Raw genomic sequence first — 14,675 nt, 5'->3', positions numbered from 1 at the left:
GTTATTCCTGTAAGTTATTAATTAGCACCGAACAATATTTTCTCCCTCGTCACGCATGCGCCAGGATAATTAACCATAACGATCCGGCAACATCATTTATTGAAGCGGCTGGCTCGCCACTTTCAATTCAAGGAACACCCATGGAGCCACGCCACGTTTCCGGCAAAAACCACTGGTATCACGAAACCCAGTCGAGAACCCAGCACAGTGATGTCATGCCGTTGGTTCCCGAAGCCGCGCACGTTGACGACCGATTTTTACTCGATTTGGCGCTGCCCGATGCCCTGTTCAACGCTAGCCAGCAGTGGCTAAACGCCGCTCGTCAACTGGCCAACACCCTATTCCCCGATGCCGTTGCCACCAGCCGTCTGCGTACCTTCAGTGCCTATGACCGTTTAAGTACAGCGTTAACCGTCGCACAGGTATCCGGCGTGCAGCGTCTTTGTAACCACTATGCCGCCCGTCTGGCGCCGTTACCCGGCCCGGATTCGTCGCGTGAAAGTAATCGTCGGTTAGCGCAGATCACCCAGTACGCTCGTCAACTGGCGAGTTCGCCATCAATTATCACCCCGCGGGCCCGTCAGCAGTTGGACGATGTTGGACTCACGCAGCACGACATTATTCTGATTAATCAGGTCGTTGGTTTTGTCTGTTTTCAGGCCCGTGTTATCGCGCTGTTTCAGGCCTATATGGGCTTTCCGGTACGGTGGATCCCCGGAATGCCTGTGCAGGAAGATGCCGATGCCGGGCCGTTTTTGGATGAGCATTCACCATGGCATACGGATATGGACGGCCTGGAGGCGCATCAGGCCAATACACCGCAGGGCGAAGCGCTTGCGCGCTGGCAGCAGGTTCCTGAGCTAGCAACGCTCGCCCCGGTCCTCGCCCTGGAAGAGAGCGTGCTCAATCGCCTGGGAGAGCTTATTAATGCACTGTCGTTTACCCATCCGCTGCAGCCGCTCTTCGCCCTCATTCCCGCGCGCATCAACGGCAGCGTGAGCTGTTTTAATCACTACAGCACCCAATGGCAAGGCGCTAGCGGCCTGCCGGACGCGGTACGTAACGGTGAACGCGCCATTCAGGCCTGGTGTCACCACTATCCCTGTGAGCGTGCCGTCGCCCAGGCGACCCAATTGTTGACGCGAGCACCGGATCGATTTAGCGCCGCCCAGTTAAGTCCTCTCATTGAACAAGGGCTTTCCACACCGGATGCGATAACGTTGCTCGCCTGGAGCGCATTAAGTGGCTGGCTGAACCGCCTGCGTATTGCCCTTGGCAGCGCGCAACAAGTTACGTAAAAGGGTGAAACAGCGCTTGCTGCGACCCATGGATTCGCGTAAAAATGTCAGCCGCTCTTTTGGCCACGAAAATAGAACATTATGCTTCAGGATAACCCGCTGCTCGCGCAGCTAAAACAGCAACTTCATTCCCAGACGCCGCGTGCGGAAGGGGTCGTTAAAGCCACGGAAAAAGGTTTCGGTTTCCTCGAGGTTGACGCGCAAAAAAGCTACTTTATTTCACCGCCGCAGATGAAAAAAGTGATGCACGGCGACCGTATTATTGCCGTCATTCATGCCGATAAAGGCAAAGAGAGCGCTGAGCCGGAAGAACTGGTTGAACCGTTCCTGACTCGCTTTGTGGGTAAAGTCCATCGTAAAGACGATCGTCTGTCTATCGTGCCAGACCACCCGCTGCTGAAAGATGCCATCCCTTGCCGCGCCGATCGCAATGTGACACACGATTTCAAAGAGGGTGACTGGGCCGTTGCAGAAATGCGCCGTCATCCGCTGAAAGGCGACCGCACCTTCTACGCCGAACTGACCAAGTTTATTACCTTTGGTGATGACCACTTCGTACCGTGGTGGGTTACCCTTGCTCGCCATAATCTGGAAAAAGAAGCGCCAGACGGTGTGGCGACGGAGATGCAGGATGAAGGCCTGGAGCGCCGCGATCTGACGGCGCTGGACTTCGTGACTATCGACAGCGCCAGCACCGAAGATATGGATGATGCGCTGTACGTCGAAGAAGGCACTGAGGGCAAACTGCTGCTGACCGTCGCCATTGCCGATCCGACCGCATGGATTGTCGAAGGCAGCAAGCTGGATGATGCAGCGAAAATTCGCGCCTTCACCAACTACCTGCCAGGCTTCAACATCCCGATGCTGCCGCGCGAGCTGTCTGACGATCTGTGTTCGCTGCGCGCCAACCTGGTGCGCCCAGTACTGGCCTGCCGCATGACGCTGGCCGCTGACGGTACCATCGAAGACAACATTGAATTCTTTGCCGCCAACATCGAATCAAAAGCCAAACTGGCCTATGACGATGTTTCCGGTTGGCTGGAAAACAGCGGTAGCTGGCAGCCACCGAGCGAGGCGATTGCCCGCCAGATCACCCTACTCGCCCGCGTGTGCCAGGTGCGTAGCGAATGGCGTAAAACCCATGCGCTGGTGTTCAAAGACCGTCCGGACTACCGTTTCGTATTGGGTGAGAAAGGCGAAGTGCTGGATATCGTTGCCGAGCCGCGTCGCATCGCTAACCGTATCGTCGAAGAGTCGATGATTGCCGCCAACATTTGCGCCGCGCGCGTGCTGCGCGACAAACTCGGTTTTGGTATCTACAACGTCCATACCGGTTTTGCCCCTGATAACACCGAAGCGCTGGCCGCCCTGCTGAAAACGCACGACGTGCATGTCGATCCGGTTGAAGTACTGACGCTGGATGGATTCTGCAAACTGCGTCGCGAACTGGATGCTCAGCCTACCGGCTTCCTTGATAGCCGCATTCGTCGCTTCCAGTCGTTTGCGGAAATTAGCACTGAACCGGGCCCGCACTTTGGCTTAGGCCTTGAAGCCTACGCCACCTGGACATCACCGATTCGTAAGTACGGCGACATGGTGAACCATCGCCTGCTGAAAGCGATTATTAAAGGTGAATCCGTTGCTCGTCCACAGGATGACGTGACGGTACAGATGGCCGAGCGTCGTCGTTTGAACCGTATGGCGGAACGCGACGTTGCCGACTGGCTGTATGCGCGTTATCTCAATCCGCAGGCCGGAACCGAAACACGCTTTGCTGCAGAGATCATCGATGTGAGCCGCGGCGGTATGCGCGTGCGTCTGGTCGATAACGGCGCCGTTGCCTTTATCCCTGCGCCGTTCCTGCACGCCGTGCGTGATGAAATGGTATGCAGCCAGGAAAATGGCACCGTGCAAATCAAAGGCGAAGTGGCGTATAAGGTCACTGACGTCATTGATGTCACCATCGCGGAGGTCCGTATGGAGACCCGCAGCGTGATTGCCCGTCCGGTTGCCTAAACCGCACTAAACGGCCCCCTCGGGGCCGTTTTTTTTATCTCCCGCACATCTACCCTCTTTTTTCCCAGCGAAATCCCGAAAAGCGTTCACACTAAATACCAGGCATACGTTTCCGGGCGCACTTGAACGTGGGTGTAAATGGGAGAAATAATGACTCAGTCTTTGGCGCAGAACCTTCTGGACCCCAATTCGGGTGAAACCAGCCTCTACTGGCGCTTATCGCGCGATAGCCTCACGCTTCACATTAGCGTTGATCCGGACGCCAGCGCCGAGATGACCGTAACCCTGAGCGAAGAAAATATCCGCCGAATTCACGCCATGACCGTCACCACTTCCAGCGTCGCCGTTACTATCCCGCTTAATGGCTACGACGTTCCCGTTCATTTGATTGGCCGCAAAGTGAGCTGCACCGAATGGGCAGGCACCGCCTCGTCCTGGTTTGACACCTCCTCCGTTGCCCGCGACCTGCTTCAGGGATTGCTCTTTGCCGAACAGGTGGTATCGGAAGCCAACGCAGTGATCGTGATCCTCGATCGCGACGGCAAAATCCAGCGCTTCAATCGCTTGTGTGAAGAGTACACCGGGCTGAAAGAGCAGGATGTGATTGGCAAAACGGCATTTGAACTGTTTATGACCCAAACCGAGGCTGCCGCGGCAAGGGAAAACGTTAGCCAGTTTTTTTCCAATGGCGGCCCCTATGAAGTGGAGCGTTGGATAAAAACGCGCAAAGGGCCGCGTCTGTTTTTGTTTCGTAACCGCTTTGTGCACAGCGGCAGCGGTAAAAATGAAATCTACCTTATCTGTTCCGGCACCGATATCACCGAGGAGCGGCGGGCCCAGGAGCGCCTGCGGGTACTGGCGAACACGGACACCATTACCGGCCTTCCCAACCGCCATGCTATTAATGAGCTCATTGGTGAGGCTATCGACAAGCGCGGGCCCGAGGAACAAATCGGCCTGGTGTACTTTGATCTCGACAACTTCAAGAAGGTTAACGATGCCTACGGCCATGTTTTTGGCGATCAACTGCTGCAATCCGTAGCGCTGTCGATTTTAAGCTGCCTTGAAGAGGGGCAGACGCTCGCCAGATTGGGCGGCGATGAGTTTATCGTCTTAGCCACCGGAACCTCACAGAGCGCGCTGGAGGCGATGGCATCGCGGGTACTCACCCGCCTGCGCGACCCCTTCCGCATCGGGCTGATTGAAGTTTACAGCGGCTGTTCCCTCGGGATCTCCATTGCCCCACAGCACGGGCAGGATCGGGAAAGTCTCATTCGCAATGCGGATACCGCCATGTACACCGCCAAGGAAAACGGACGCGGTCGCTTTAGCGTCTTCACTCCCGAAATGAATAAGCGGGTATTCGAATATTTGTGGCTGGATACCAACCTGCGCAAAGCATTGCAAAGTAATCAGCTGGTGATTCATTATCAGCCGAAGGTGGCACTGGATGGCCAGGTACACAGTCTGGAAGCGCTGGTGCGCTGGAATTCGCCGGAACGCGGGCTCATCCCGCCGATGGACTTCATCTCTTATGCCGAAGAGTCTGGCCTGATCGTGCCACTAGGGCGATGGGTGATGCTGGATACCATCCGCCAGCTGGCGCTGTGGCGCGATAAGGGGATTCATCTGCGCGTTGCCGTGAATGTTTCTGCCAGACAGTTGGTCGATCAGTCGATTTTTAGCGAGCTGACGCAGGCTCTGAAAACGCAGCACTTTGACCGCTGCCCTATTGATATTGAGCTTACCGAAAGCTGTCTTATTGATAACGCCGAGCAGGCGCTGGAAGTCATCCAACAGTTCCGTTCGCTGGGCGCACAAATTCATCTCGATGATTTTGGTACCGGCTACTCCTCGCTGTCGCAGCTGGCGCGTTTTCCGATTGATACACTCAAGCTCGACCATACGTTTGTCCAGCGAGTGCACGATCGTTCGGTCTCGCAATCGCTGGTGCTCGCGATCATTGCGGTAGCCAGAGCGCTGAATTTACGCATTATTGCCGAAGGGGTGGAAGATACCGCCGACGATGCATTTCTGACGCAAAACGGTGTCGACGAACGCCAGGGGTACCTGTTCGCTCGGCCAATGCCCGCCGCCGAGCTTGAGCGCTGGCTGAAAGCACGATCGAGGGTTATAAGCTAAGCCATTTTTTCACTTCTCTTTTGTCAGTAAATTTAGCATCATTGATTTCAATCGAATTTATCAACAGGATCCCACTATGTCCGAGCTCGATGCGCGTCAGCTAGCCCAACGTATTGATACCGTCCTTGATATTCTGGTCGGCGGCGACACCCATTCCGCAATCAATAACCTGGAAATATTAAAATCGGAATTATTGGCGCACGCTGCAGACGAACGCGACAACCGATCAGGTCAGCCAAAATCCCCGTGGGAAATCTGACACCATTCGCCCTGCGTACAGCGGTCACCGTGTGAACGGCCGTTTACGCACAGAGATATTGATGCATTGATTATGAATTCCCGACAGCAAACCATTTTACAGCAGGTCATTGATAAAGGCCGGATGAGCGTGGCCGAACTGGCAAAACTAACCGGCGTCTCGGAAGTGACCATTCGCCAGGACTTGAACCTGCTGGAGAATCAGAGTTATCTGCGCCGGACGCACGGCTTCGCCGTGCCGCTGGATAGCGAAGACGTTGAAACCCGCATGATGAATAATTTTGCGCTCAAGCGCGAGCTGGCTGATTTCGCCGCTTCGCTGGTGCGCCCTGGGGAAACGGTATTTATCGAAAACGGTAGCAGCAACGCCCTTTTGGCGCGCGCGCTGGCCACTCAGCCCGACATTACGATTATTACCGTCAGCAGCTATATCGCGCATCTGCTCAAAGAGACGCCTGGGGAAGTGATTCTGCTGGGCGGCATCTATCAGAAGAAAAGCGAAAGCATGGTTGGCCCACTCACCCGGCAGTACATTCAGCAGGTGCATTTCAGCAAAGCGTTTATCGGTATTGACGGCTGGCAGCCTGAAACAGGCTTTACCGGACGCGACATGATGCGCGCGGATATCGTCAACGCGGTGCTGGAAAAAGGCAGTGAGGCCATTGTCCTTACCGATAGCTCTAAGTTTGGCGCCATTCATCCGTATCCGCTTGGGCCAATGAGTCATTTCAAACGGGTGATCACCGATGACCATCTGGCCACGGAAAAGCAGCTTCAGCTGGAGCAAGCTGGCCTGACGGTTAACATCGTCAAACGCCCATAACGATTATGCCCCGATGCCCCCAGCATCGGGCTTCCCACCCGGTTTTCACCGCTGAATAACCCGTCTCGCTATGAGAGTTTTCCGACCCCTGAATTAAGATTTTTTACCTGTCAGCAACATCACAAAATCGTAAAATTACTGTTAGCGATATAACAGGAAGTAACTATCACTTGCGTAACTTTTAGCAACCAATTTACAACCTGCGCAACAAGCTTCACGGACAATGCTCTGAGTACTTCTGGCAGCTGCTATAATGAAAGGGCTTCTTCCGTGAATAGAATATTCAGGAGAAATAAAATGAATTCAATGAGCAAGAAAATGACTGCTGCAGTTTTAGCCGTAACGCTGGTCATGTCGCTGAGCGCATGTTCTAACTGGTCCAAACGTGACCGTAACACCGCGCTGGGTGCCGGTGCTGGCGCCATCGGTGGCGCAGTATTAACAGATGGTAGCGCACTGGGTACGTTGGGTGGCGCTGCGGTCGGCGGGATTATCGGTCACCAGGTTGGCAAATAATCCGCAATAAGGTCGTGGATTCGACTCGAATATCAGGGCTCCGAACAAAGGAGCCCTTTTTATTTATCAGGAAAGCGGTAGCCGATGACGCGATGCGTACCCGGAACGCTGACGGCTTAGCCACCAGCCAGCTTCACCTTCATTCCTTTGGCTTCCAGCAGCGTTTTTATCAAGTCTCGCTTATCGCCCTGAATTTCAATCACGCCATCTTTTAACGATCCGCCGCAGCCGCATTTCTTTTTCAGCTCCGCCGCCAACTTGGCCAGCGCATCATCGTCGAGATCGATGCCGGTGATCAGGCATACGCCCTTGCCTTTACGCCCGCTGGTCTGGCGTTGAATCCGCACGATACCGTCGCCTTTAGGCCGTTCCGCTGCCACTTTAGGCTCATCAATCCGCCCGCTTTCGGTCGAGTAGACCAGACGGCTGTTGCTGTCGTTCATTACGCCCCCAAATTCAACGATGCGTTAATGCTGCGTAAAGTTTGTGCCGGATCGGCAGACTGAGTGACCGGACGGCCGATAACCATATAGTCAACGCCTGCCGTCTGCGCCTGCTCTGGCGTCATAATGCGACGCTGATCGCCCGCTTCGCTGCCAGCAGGACGGATACCCGGCGTTATCAGTTTGAACGCCTGGCCTAATTCCTGCTTGAAGCGCACCGCTTCCTGCGCGGAACACACCACGCCGTCCAGACCGCAATTTTTGGTCAGCTGCGCCAGCTTCGCCGCATAGTCTGCCGGCGACAGCGTGATGCCTAAATCCAGCAGATCGCTGGACTCCATGCTGGTCAATACGGTCACGGCAATCAGCAACGGCGCATCGTTACCGAAGGCGTTAAGCGCTTCGCGCACCGCCGTCATCATTCGTGCGCCACCGGACGCATGCACGTTCACCATCCACACGCCGAGATCCGCCGCGGCCGCCACCGCATGCGCCGTGGTGTTGGGAATATCGTGGAATTTCAGATCCAGAAAAATATCAAAACCGCGCTGCTGTAAATCACGCACCAGCTGTGGGCCAAACAGCGTGAACATCTCTTTCCCCACCTTCAGGCGGCAGTCGCGCGGGTCGATACGGTCAACGAAAGCCAGCGCCTTGTCGCGATTATCATAGTCGAGCGCGACAACAACAGGAGAGGAGGTAACAACACGGGAAGAAGATGAAGCAACGGACATGACTGGACCTTCTTATTGATGGGCACGCGGGGTGCGGAAAAGGTAAACGGGCAGCATTCTACCTGCACGACCCAGCAGGCACAATGCCGGAAGGCCGCGTCAGAGGAAATTAGGGAATGTTGTCTCTAAGAAGGGGGGGTTAACGCTTACTGGCCATCCAACCCACGAATCGGTTTAATGGTCGACCACGCCCGACAGGACGGGCAGTGCCAGTACATGGTGTAGGCGGTAAAGCCACATTTCTGGCAGCGGTAACGCGGCTTACTGCGCACCTGCTCACCCACCATATCACGCAGCACCATCAGGCTCTCTTTGGCGCGCCCTTCTTCTGCTTCGTTGAGGTGGTAATCCATCAACTTATGAAACACGCGCATGGTCGGGTGTCGCTGCAGCTGGCGGGTCACATACGTTTGCGCCGCTTCACTGCCCTTACCCTGTTCCATCACCTGAGCCAGCATCAGCTCAGCCGTCGCGCCGGTATTTTCTTCCACACAGCGCTGCAGGAAATGCTCCCACTCGCTGTTTTTTCCCAACTGGTGATAGCAGGTTTGCAGCATTTCCAGCGTTTCACTCACCAGCTCTTTATCCTGGTCGATCACGCGCAGCAGGCTGTCCATGGCTTTGGCGTAGTCGCCCTTGGCCATCCACGCGCGCCCCATCATGATGGACACACGGGCGCTTGACGGATCGGCCGCCGCACCGCGCTTAAGCAACGACATGGCTTTATCCAATTCGTCGTTACCCATTTGCTGCAGCGCCAGTTCACACCAGAAATGGGCAATTTCACCACGATGCTTATCTTTACCCAGCTTCACCAGGCGTTCGGCGGTATCAATGGCTTTTTGCCAGTCGCTGGTCGCCTGATAAATCTGCAGTAGTTGCTGTAACGCGCTTATGCGGAAGTCGGTCTCATCCACCAGCTGGTTGAACATATCTTCGGCGCGATCGTACATCCCCGCCGCCATGTAATCACGACCGAGTTGCTGCACCGCCAGCAGACGCTGGTCGTAGGTCAACGAGGCGCTTTCCATGAGGGTTTGGTGGATGCGAATAGCGCGATCAACCTCACCGCGCGAGCGGAACAGGTTGCCCAGCGTCAGGTGCGCTTCCACGGTGCCGGTGTCCTCTTTGAGCATATCGAGGAACAGGTCTACCGCTTTGTCCTGCTGGTTGCTTAAAAGAAAGTTTACCCCTGCCACGTAATCACGCGACAAGCGGTTCGCTTCGTCCTGTTTGGACTGTTGTGCACTTCTGCGGCCCATATACCAGCCATAAGCGGCGGCGACGGGTAAAAGCAGAAACAACAACTCCAGCATAGCTAATTATTCCTTCGCCATCGGGGCCGCCGGCGTTTCCGGTGCGACCGTATCTGGCGCAATCTGGTGCTCCAGTCTTTTAATCTTACGTTCTGCACGCAGCAAAGATACGCGAACGCGTAGCCAGAACAGGCCGCAGACCAGCCAGCCAATCGCAAAGCCAACGGCGAACAGCACCGCCAGTAAAGTCGAAATTCTGAATTCACCCTGCGCCAGCAAATAGTTGAAGGTCACAAGCTGATCGTTTTGCGCGCCCAGCGTCACTGAGATGACGAAAATCGCTAACACCAATAAAAAAATCAGTAGGTATTTCACATTACTTCCCGTTATGCGGCTTTTACAGTGGAGACACAAAATCAATCAATCTGTGCCCGAATGGCAGCAAGCGCTACCCGCGCAGACTCAGCTTGAAGGATGACGCGTACATACACAGCACCCAGCCTTATAAAATAACATCTTCACCGCGACGACGAAATGGAAAAGCGTGCCGTAAGCTAACGATCTGAGGGTAACCACGATGAAAATCAACCCTTTCCCTCTTTTCCTGCCGTCGCCCCCCTTTTTTATGTCTCTTTTTCCAGCAATCCGCACTGCCGCTGTAGCAGCCAGCACGCCAGCGTCGCCATGATCCAGGACATCACCGTTGCCACCATCAGATCCAGCGGCCAATGCATGCCCAACAGCAGACGGCTTCCCATCACCCCAATAGCCCACGCCATCGCCACGGCCAGCCCCAGCGCACGCCGACGCGACCACAGCAACCCAACCAGAAGGAGTGCCCAGGTTGCTGCAAACATGGTGTGTCCGGATGGAAAGGCAAATCCGGTTTCCTTTTGCCAATGATGGCGTAAAAAACCCGGTATATCATTTTGTTGCGCGAGCTGTTCCTTCACCAAAGCGCTCCGTTCGCTGCGCTTTAAAGTGTAGAACTGCTCTACCGGGATTTGCTGTGTTTTTTCAAGCCAAATGACAAACGGCCTGGGCTCCTGCACGCGCTCTTTCACCAACGATTTTGCCCCCTGCCCTAACACCACCGCCGCACTGAGGATGGCAACCAGAATCACCGATGCGCGCAGATTTGGCCGCAGTTGCCACAAAACCACGGCGCAGAGCAGCAGATGCGTGATGATACCCCAGGGTTGGGTCACCGTTTCCGTGATGGCATACAGTGCGTGAAGCCCCCATCCGCTCGGTTCTGGGATCCACTGCCAACCCGTCAGCCAGACGGCAAACGGCATGAGTAATAGTATGGCGGCGGCGAGTGTCGTTCGTCCGGCAATAGCGCGCATTTATCTTCCTTTTTCCATCAATGTCACAACGTTAGCGAAAATTATCATGTCAATTTTGTGCGCTTTACAGGCGGTTGCCCGCGCACCATTAGGTGAAGTAAAGCACGTTGTGGCAAAATAAGGAAAACAGAAGGCGCCGCTGGCGTCGAGATAATCTGGAGAATCACATGCAGCTTAAACGTGTGGCAGAAGCCAAACTGCCAACCCCATGGGGCGATTTCCTGATGGTGGGTTTTGAAGAACTGGCAACCGGTCACGATCACGTGGCGCTGGTTTTTGGTGATATTACTGGGCAAACGCCGGTGCTGTCGCGGGTTCACTCTGAATGTTTGACCGGTGACGCGCTCTTTAGCCTGCGTTGTGATTGCGGTTTTCAGCTCGAAGCCGCGCTGTCGCATATTGCGGAAGAAGGCCGCGGTATCCTGCTGTACCATCGCCAGGAAGGTCGCAATATTGGTCTGCTGAATAAAATTCGCGCCTATGCGCTGCAGGATCAGGGCTACGATACCGTTGAAGCCAACCACCAGTTGGGATTTGCCGCCGATGAGCGTGACTTCACGCTGTGTGCCGATATGTTCAAACTGCTGGGTGTTGACGCCGTGCGTCTGCTGACCAACAACCCGAAAAAGGTTGAGATCCTGACCGAGGCAGGCATCAATATCGTTGAACGCGTACCGCTTATCGTTGGACGTAACCCGAAAAACGCCCACTATCTCGATACCAAAGCGGCGAAAATGGGCCATCTGCTGAAACAGTAACGCGGCTGTCGCCGTTTATTTTGATAGACGGCGACGCTTTCTCCACGCCTGCTCGCGCAGAGTATGCCCTTCCATTTTCCCGACACTTACCGCCTCTCTCCCAGCACGTCTACGTTCCGTTTGGCCAACATGGCAACGCCTGCCGTGAGGTGGCCACTCGCCTGACAATACCGTGCGGCCCAAATAGTTAGGGGGCCAACATTCGGCCCCCACATGCTTAATGCAACATATTACGGATGACGTAATGCAGGATGCCGTCATTCTGGTAATAGGTCAGTTCGGTCGCCGTATCGATACGGCAGCGGCAAAGCAGCGTCTGCTGCTGACCGTCGGCGCGGGTGATGACCACCGGAATCATCACCCCCGGACTCAACTGCTGTAGGCCGGTAATGTCCAACCGCTCTTCGCCGGTCAGGTTCAGCGTTTTCCGCGTCTCCCCTTGCGGGAACTCCAGCGGCAGAATCCCCATCCCTATCAGGTTAGAACGGTGAATACGCTCGAAGGATTCGGCAATCACCACCCGGACTCCCAGTAGACGCGGTCCTTTCGCCGCCCAGTCGCGGCTCGAGCCGGAACCGTATTCTTTACCCGCAATCACCGCCAGCGGCGTCCCCTGCTTCTGGTACTGCATAGCCGCGTCATAGATCGACATCACGTCATTGCCAAGCAATAGACGCGTCATCCCGCCTTCAACACCGGGCACCATTTCGTTCCGGATACGAATGTTGGCAAACGTACCGCGCATCATCACCAGGTGGTTGCCGCGGCGTGAGCCATAGGAGTTGAAGTCGCGGCTGGCGACGCCATTTTCCTGCAGATAACGTCCAGCCGGGCTGTCCGCTTTAATGCTGCCCGCAGGCGAGATATGGTCGGTAGTGACTGAATCGCCGAGCATCGCCAGTACCCGGGCACCGTGAATATCCTGCACGGGATCGGGCGTCACACCCATCGTGTCAAAGAACGGTGACAGACGAATATAGGTCGAGTCCTCCTGCCAGCCGTAGGTATCTGAGGCGGGAACCTCAATGGCCTTCCACTCCGGCGTACCGGCAAACACCTCGGCATATTCTTTGTGGAACATCTCGGTGGAGACCTGCTGAACCGCCTGGGCTATCTCCTCGCTGCTTGGCCAGATATCTTTCAGATAAACCGGTTGGCCGCCGCCATCGTAGTCCAGCGGATCGAGATTGAGGTTAACCTTCATATTGCCCGCCAGCGCGTAGGCTACCACCAGCGGCGGTGAAGCCAGCCAGTTGGTTTTCACCAGCGGATGAATGCGCCCTTCAAAGTTACGGTTGCCGGAGAGCACTGCCCCTACCGTCAAATCACCCTGCTTAATCGCCGATTCAATGGGATCCGGCAGCGGACCTGAGTTACCGATACAGGTGGTACACCCATAGCCAACCAGGTTAAAGCCCAAGCGATCTAAATACGGCGTAAGCCCGGCATGCGCCAGATAGTCGGAAACCACTTTCGATCCCGGAGCCAAAGACGCTTTTACCCAAGGCTTCGGCATCAGTCCACGCGCAGCGGCCTTTTTCGCAAGCAGCCCGGCGGCCATCAGTACGCTGGGGTTTGAGGTGTTGGTACAAGAGGTAATTGCCGCGATAACCACGGCGCCTTCCGGCAGCGCATGCTGCTGCCCATCGAGCGTGAACTCAACGGCCGGTTTGTCGGTTCCTGCGGCGTTAACCTCAAGCTCGGTGGCCGCGTTAAATGCCTGCGGCACATTGCCCAGCGCCACGCGGTCCTGCGGACGTTTTGGCCCAGCAAGGCTGGCCTCAACATCGGCCATATCCAATGCCAGGCTTTGCGTAAACACCGGCTCATCGCCAGTATGGCGCCACATGCCCTGCGCTTTAGCATAGGCTTCCACCAGCGCCACCTGCTCGTCGCTACGTCCACTAAGGCGCATGTACGAAAGCGTCACATCATCCAGCGGGAAGAAACCGCAGGTTGCACCGTATTCCGGTGCCATATTGGCGATGGTGGCCCTGTCCGCCAATGGCAGAGAATCGAGCCCATCGCCATAGAATTCCACAAACTTACCCACCACGCCGAGCTTACGCAGCATTTGCGTGACCGTCAGCACCAGGTCGGTGGCGGTGATCCCTTCACGAAGCTTGCCGGTCAGTTTGAATCCGACCACGTCAGGAATCAGCATTGAGACCGGCTGTCCTAGCATCGCCGCTTCCGCTTCAATCCCACCCACGCCCCAGCCTAGTACGCCGAGTCCGTTAATCATAGTGGTGTGCGAGTCGGTCCCTACCAGCGTGTCGGGGTAGGCAACCCACTGGTCGCCCTGCTGTTCGCTCCACACCGCCTTACCCAAATACTCAAGGTTGACCTGGTGGCAAATCCCGGTACCCGGCGGCACCACGCGAAACTGGCTAAAGGCTTGCTGACCCCAGCGTAAAAACGTGTAGCGTTCATGGTTACGTGACATTTCAAGGCGCACGTTCTCTTCGAAAGCGTCATCGTCGCCAAAATGGTCCACGGTTACCGAGTGGTCAATCACCAGGTCCACCGGCGATAGCGGGTTCACCTTACGAGTATCCCCTCCCAGACGCTTCACCGCCTCACGCATGGCGGCAAGATCCACCACTGCCGGCACACCGGTGAAGTCCTGCATCAGAACCCGCGCCGGGCGATAGGCTATTTCACGATCGGCATGGGCATGTTTCAGCCAGCCGGCCAGGGCCTGAATATCGTCGGCCGTGACCGAATCGCCATCTTGCCAACGCAGCAGGTTTTCAAGCAGAACTTTAAGGGATTTTGGCAGGCGGGAGAGATTTCCCAGGGTGTTGGCGGCAAGCGCCAGGCTGTAGTAATGGTAGGTTTTATTCTCGACCTGGAGCGTATCCTTGCAGGCCTCTCTTAGTGTTAACGACATAGCTCCTCCTTAAATAGCGGGTATCACGACTCTCCTTAGGGGATATATAAAAGATAACACACCCAGCGAATATCGCCGGGAAAAGGCTCAGATTGATAAATGCGATCAACAGGTTAATAAAACTCACTACCGTTTGGAATTAATAGCAGGGAAAGGAATGGCGTCGAATTCGAGCGAGTAATGAAAGGC

At 55.5% G+C, this 14,675-nt stretch carries 13 protein-coding genes; 7 read left to right on the top strand and 6 right to left on the bottom strand.

Annotation, left to right across the window (positions count from 1 at the left end; genetic code table 11):
• Positions 1–140 precede the first annotated feature (140 nt).
• From KCR01S_RS02035 to osmB, 6 genes are all read left to right on the top strand, one after another.
• Entirely contained in the window at positions 141–1,298 is a 1,158-nt protein-coding gene (locus KCR01S_RS02035; RefSeq protein WP_061279497.1) for a CMD domain-containing protein, read from the top strand.
• A gap of 81 nt (positions 1,299–1,379) precedes the next feature.
• On the top strand, positions 1,380–3,314 hold the full coding sequence (locus KCR01S_RS02030; protein WP_061279496.1) for an exoribonuclease II: 1,935 nt from the start codon (positions 1,380–1,382) through the stop codon (positions 3,312–3,314).
• A 150-nt stretch (positions 3,315–3,464) separates the two neighbouring features.
• The gene (gene pdeR / locus KCR01S_RS02025; protein ID WP_061279495.1) at positions 3,465–5,456 is read left to right on the top strand and encodes a cyclic di-GMP phosphodiesterase; all 1,992 of its coding nucleotides are present in this window, start codon (positions 3,465–3,467) and stop codon (positions 5,454–5,456) included.
• A 76-nt stretch (positions 5,457–5,532) separates the two neighbouring features.
• Positions 5,533–5,715, top strand: coding sequence for a YciZ family protein (locus KCR01S_RS02020; protein ID WP_061279494.1), 183 nt, complete (start codon positions 5,533–5,535; stop codon positions 5,713–5,715).
• A 72-nt stretch (positions 5,716–5,787) separates the two neighbouring features.
• The gene (gene yciT, locus KCR01S_RS02015; RefSeq protein ID WP_061279493.1) at positions 5,788–6,537 is read left to right on the top strand and encodes a DNA-binding transcriptional regulator YciT; all 750 of its coding nucleotides are present in this window, start codon (positions 5,788–5,790) and stop codon (positions 6,535–6,537) included.
• A 297-nt stretch (positions 6,538–6,834) separates the two neighbouring features.
• Entirely contained in the window at positions 6,835–7,053 is a 219-nt protein-coding gene (osmB, locus tag KCR01S_RS02010; protein WP_052281637.1) for an osmotically-inducible lipoprotein OsmB, read from the top strand.
• A gap of 116 nt (positions 7,054–7,169) precedes the next feature.
• On the opposite strand, the gene yciH is transcribed toward osmB, so the two are convergent.
• From yciH to pgpB, 5 genes are all read right to left on the bottom strand, one after another.
• Positions 7,170–7,496, bottom strand: a complete 327-nt coding sequence (gene yciH, locus KCR01S_RS02005; protein ID WP_061279492.1) for a stress response translation initiation inhibitor YciH — start codon at positions 7,494–7,496, stop codon at positions 7,170–7,172.
• Positions 7,496–8,230, bottom strand: a complete 735-nt coding sequence (gene pyrF / locus KCR01S_RS02000) for an orotidine-5'-phosphate decarboxylase (protein ID WP_061279491.1) — start codon at positions 8,228–8,230, stop codon at positions 7,496–7,498. Before pyrF ends, yciH begins: the two co-directional genes overlap by 1 nt.
• A 146-nt stretch (positions 8,231–8,376) precedes the next feature.
• Positions 8,377–9,546 carry a lipopolysaccharide assembly protein LapB gene (gene lapB, locus KCR01S_RS01995; RefSeq protein ID WP_061279490.1) on the bottom strand — a complete coding sequence of 390 codons (1,170 nt, stop codon included), beginning with the start codon at positions 9,544–9,546 and terminating at the stop codon, positions 8,377–8,379.
• Between the two features lie 6 nt (positions 9,547–9,552).
• Entirely contained in the window at positions 9,553–9,861 is a 309-nt protein-coding gene (locus KCR01S_RS01990) for a LapA family protein (protein WP_061279489.1), read from the bottom strand.
• A gap of 248 nt (positions 9,862–10,109) precedes the next feature.
• Positions 10,110–10,835 (bottom strand): phosphatidylglycerophosphatase B, encoded by a 726-nt coding sequence (pgpB, locus tag KCR01S_RS01985; RefSeq protein WP_061279488.1) that lies wholly within the window; start codon positions 10,833–10,835, stop codon positions 10,110–10,112.
• A gap of 167 nt (positions 10,836–11,002) precedes the next feature.
• Here pgpB and ribA point away from each other — a divergent pair, with 167 nt between their 5' ends.
• Positions 11,003–11,593 carry a GTP cyclohydrolase II gene (gene ribA, locus KCR01S_RS01980; RefSeq protein WP_052281643.1) on the top strand — a complete coding sequence of 197 codons (591 nt, stop codon included), beginning with the start codon at positions 11,003–11,005 and terminating at the stop codon, positions 11,591–11,593.
• A gap of 217 nt (positions 11,594–11,810) precedes the next feature.
• Here the strand turns inward: ribA and acnA are convergent, their stop codons facing one another.
• Positions 11,811–14,486, bottom strand: a complete 2,676-nt coding sequence (gene acnA / locus KCR01S_RS01975; protein WP_061279487.1) for an aconitate hydratase AcnA — start codon at positions 14,484–14,486, stop codon at positions 11,811–11,813.
• Positions 14,487–14,675: the final 189 nt, after the last annotated feature.

The organism is Kluyvera cryocrescens NBRC 102467, from assembly GCF_001571285.1.
GTDB lineage: Bacteria > Pseudomonadota > Gammaproteobacteria > Enterobacterales > Enterobacteriaceae > Kluyvera > Kluyvera cryocrescens.
The sequence above is the reverse complement of the archived record's forward strand: the minus strand, read 5'-3'. Positions and strand labels throughout refer to the sequence as shown.

Bases quoted from the DNA above. Each gene is read 5' to 3' on its own strand.
- osmB (WP_052281637.1), top strand. From the start codon at position 6,835: ATGAATTCAATGAGCAAGAAAATGACTGCTGCAGTTTTAGCCGTAACG.
- yciH (WP_061279492.1), bottom strand. From the start codon at position 7,496: ATGAACGACAGCAACAGCCGTCTGGTCTACTCGACCGAAAGCGGGCGG.
- lapB (WP_061279490.1), bottom strand. From the start codon at position 9,546: ATGCTGGAGTTGTTGTTTCTGCTTTTACCCGTCGCCGCCGCTTATGGC.
- KCR01S_RS02030 (WP_061279496.1), top strand. From the start codon at position 1,380: ATGCTTCAGGATAACCCGCTGCTCGCGCAGCTAAAACAGCAACTTCAT.
- ribA (WP_052281643.1), top strand. From the start codon at position 11,003: ATGCAGCTTAAACGTGTGGCAGAAGCCAAACTGCCAACCCCATGGGGC.
- pyrF (WP_061279491.1), bottom strand. From the start codon at position 8,230: ATGTCCGTTGCTTCATCTTCTTCCCGTGTTGTTACCTCCTCTCCTGTT.
- pgpB (WP_061279488.1), bottom strand. From the start codon at position 10,835: ATGCGCGCTATTGCCGGACGAACGACACTCGCCGCCGCCATACTATTA.
- acnA (WP_061279487.1), bottom strand. From the start codon at position 14,486: ATGTCGTTAACACTAAGAGAGGCCTGCAAGGATACGCTCCAGGTCGAG.
- KCR01S_RS02035 (WP_061279497.1), top strand. From the start codon at position 141: ATGGAGCCACGCCACGTTTCCGGCAAAAACCACTGGTATCACGAAACC.
- KCR01S_RS02020 (WP_061279494.1), top strand. From the start codon at position 5,533: ATGTCCGAGCTCGATGCGCGTCAGCTAGCCCAACGTATTGATACCGTC.
- pdeR (WP_061279495.1), top strand. From the start codon at position 3,465: ATGACTCAGTCTTTGGCGCAGAACCTTCTGGACCCCAATTCGGGTGAA.
- yciT (WP_061279493.1), top strand. From the start codon at position 5,788: ATGAATTCCCGACAGCAAACCATTTTACAGCAGGTCATTGATAAAGGC.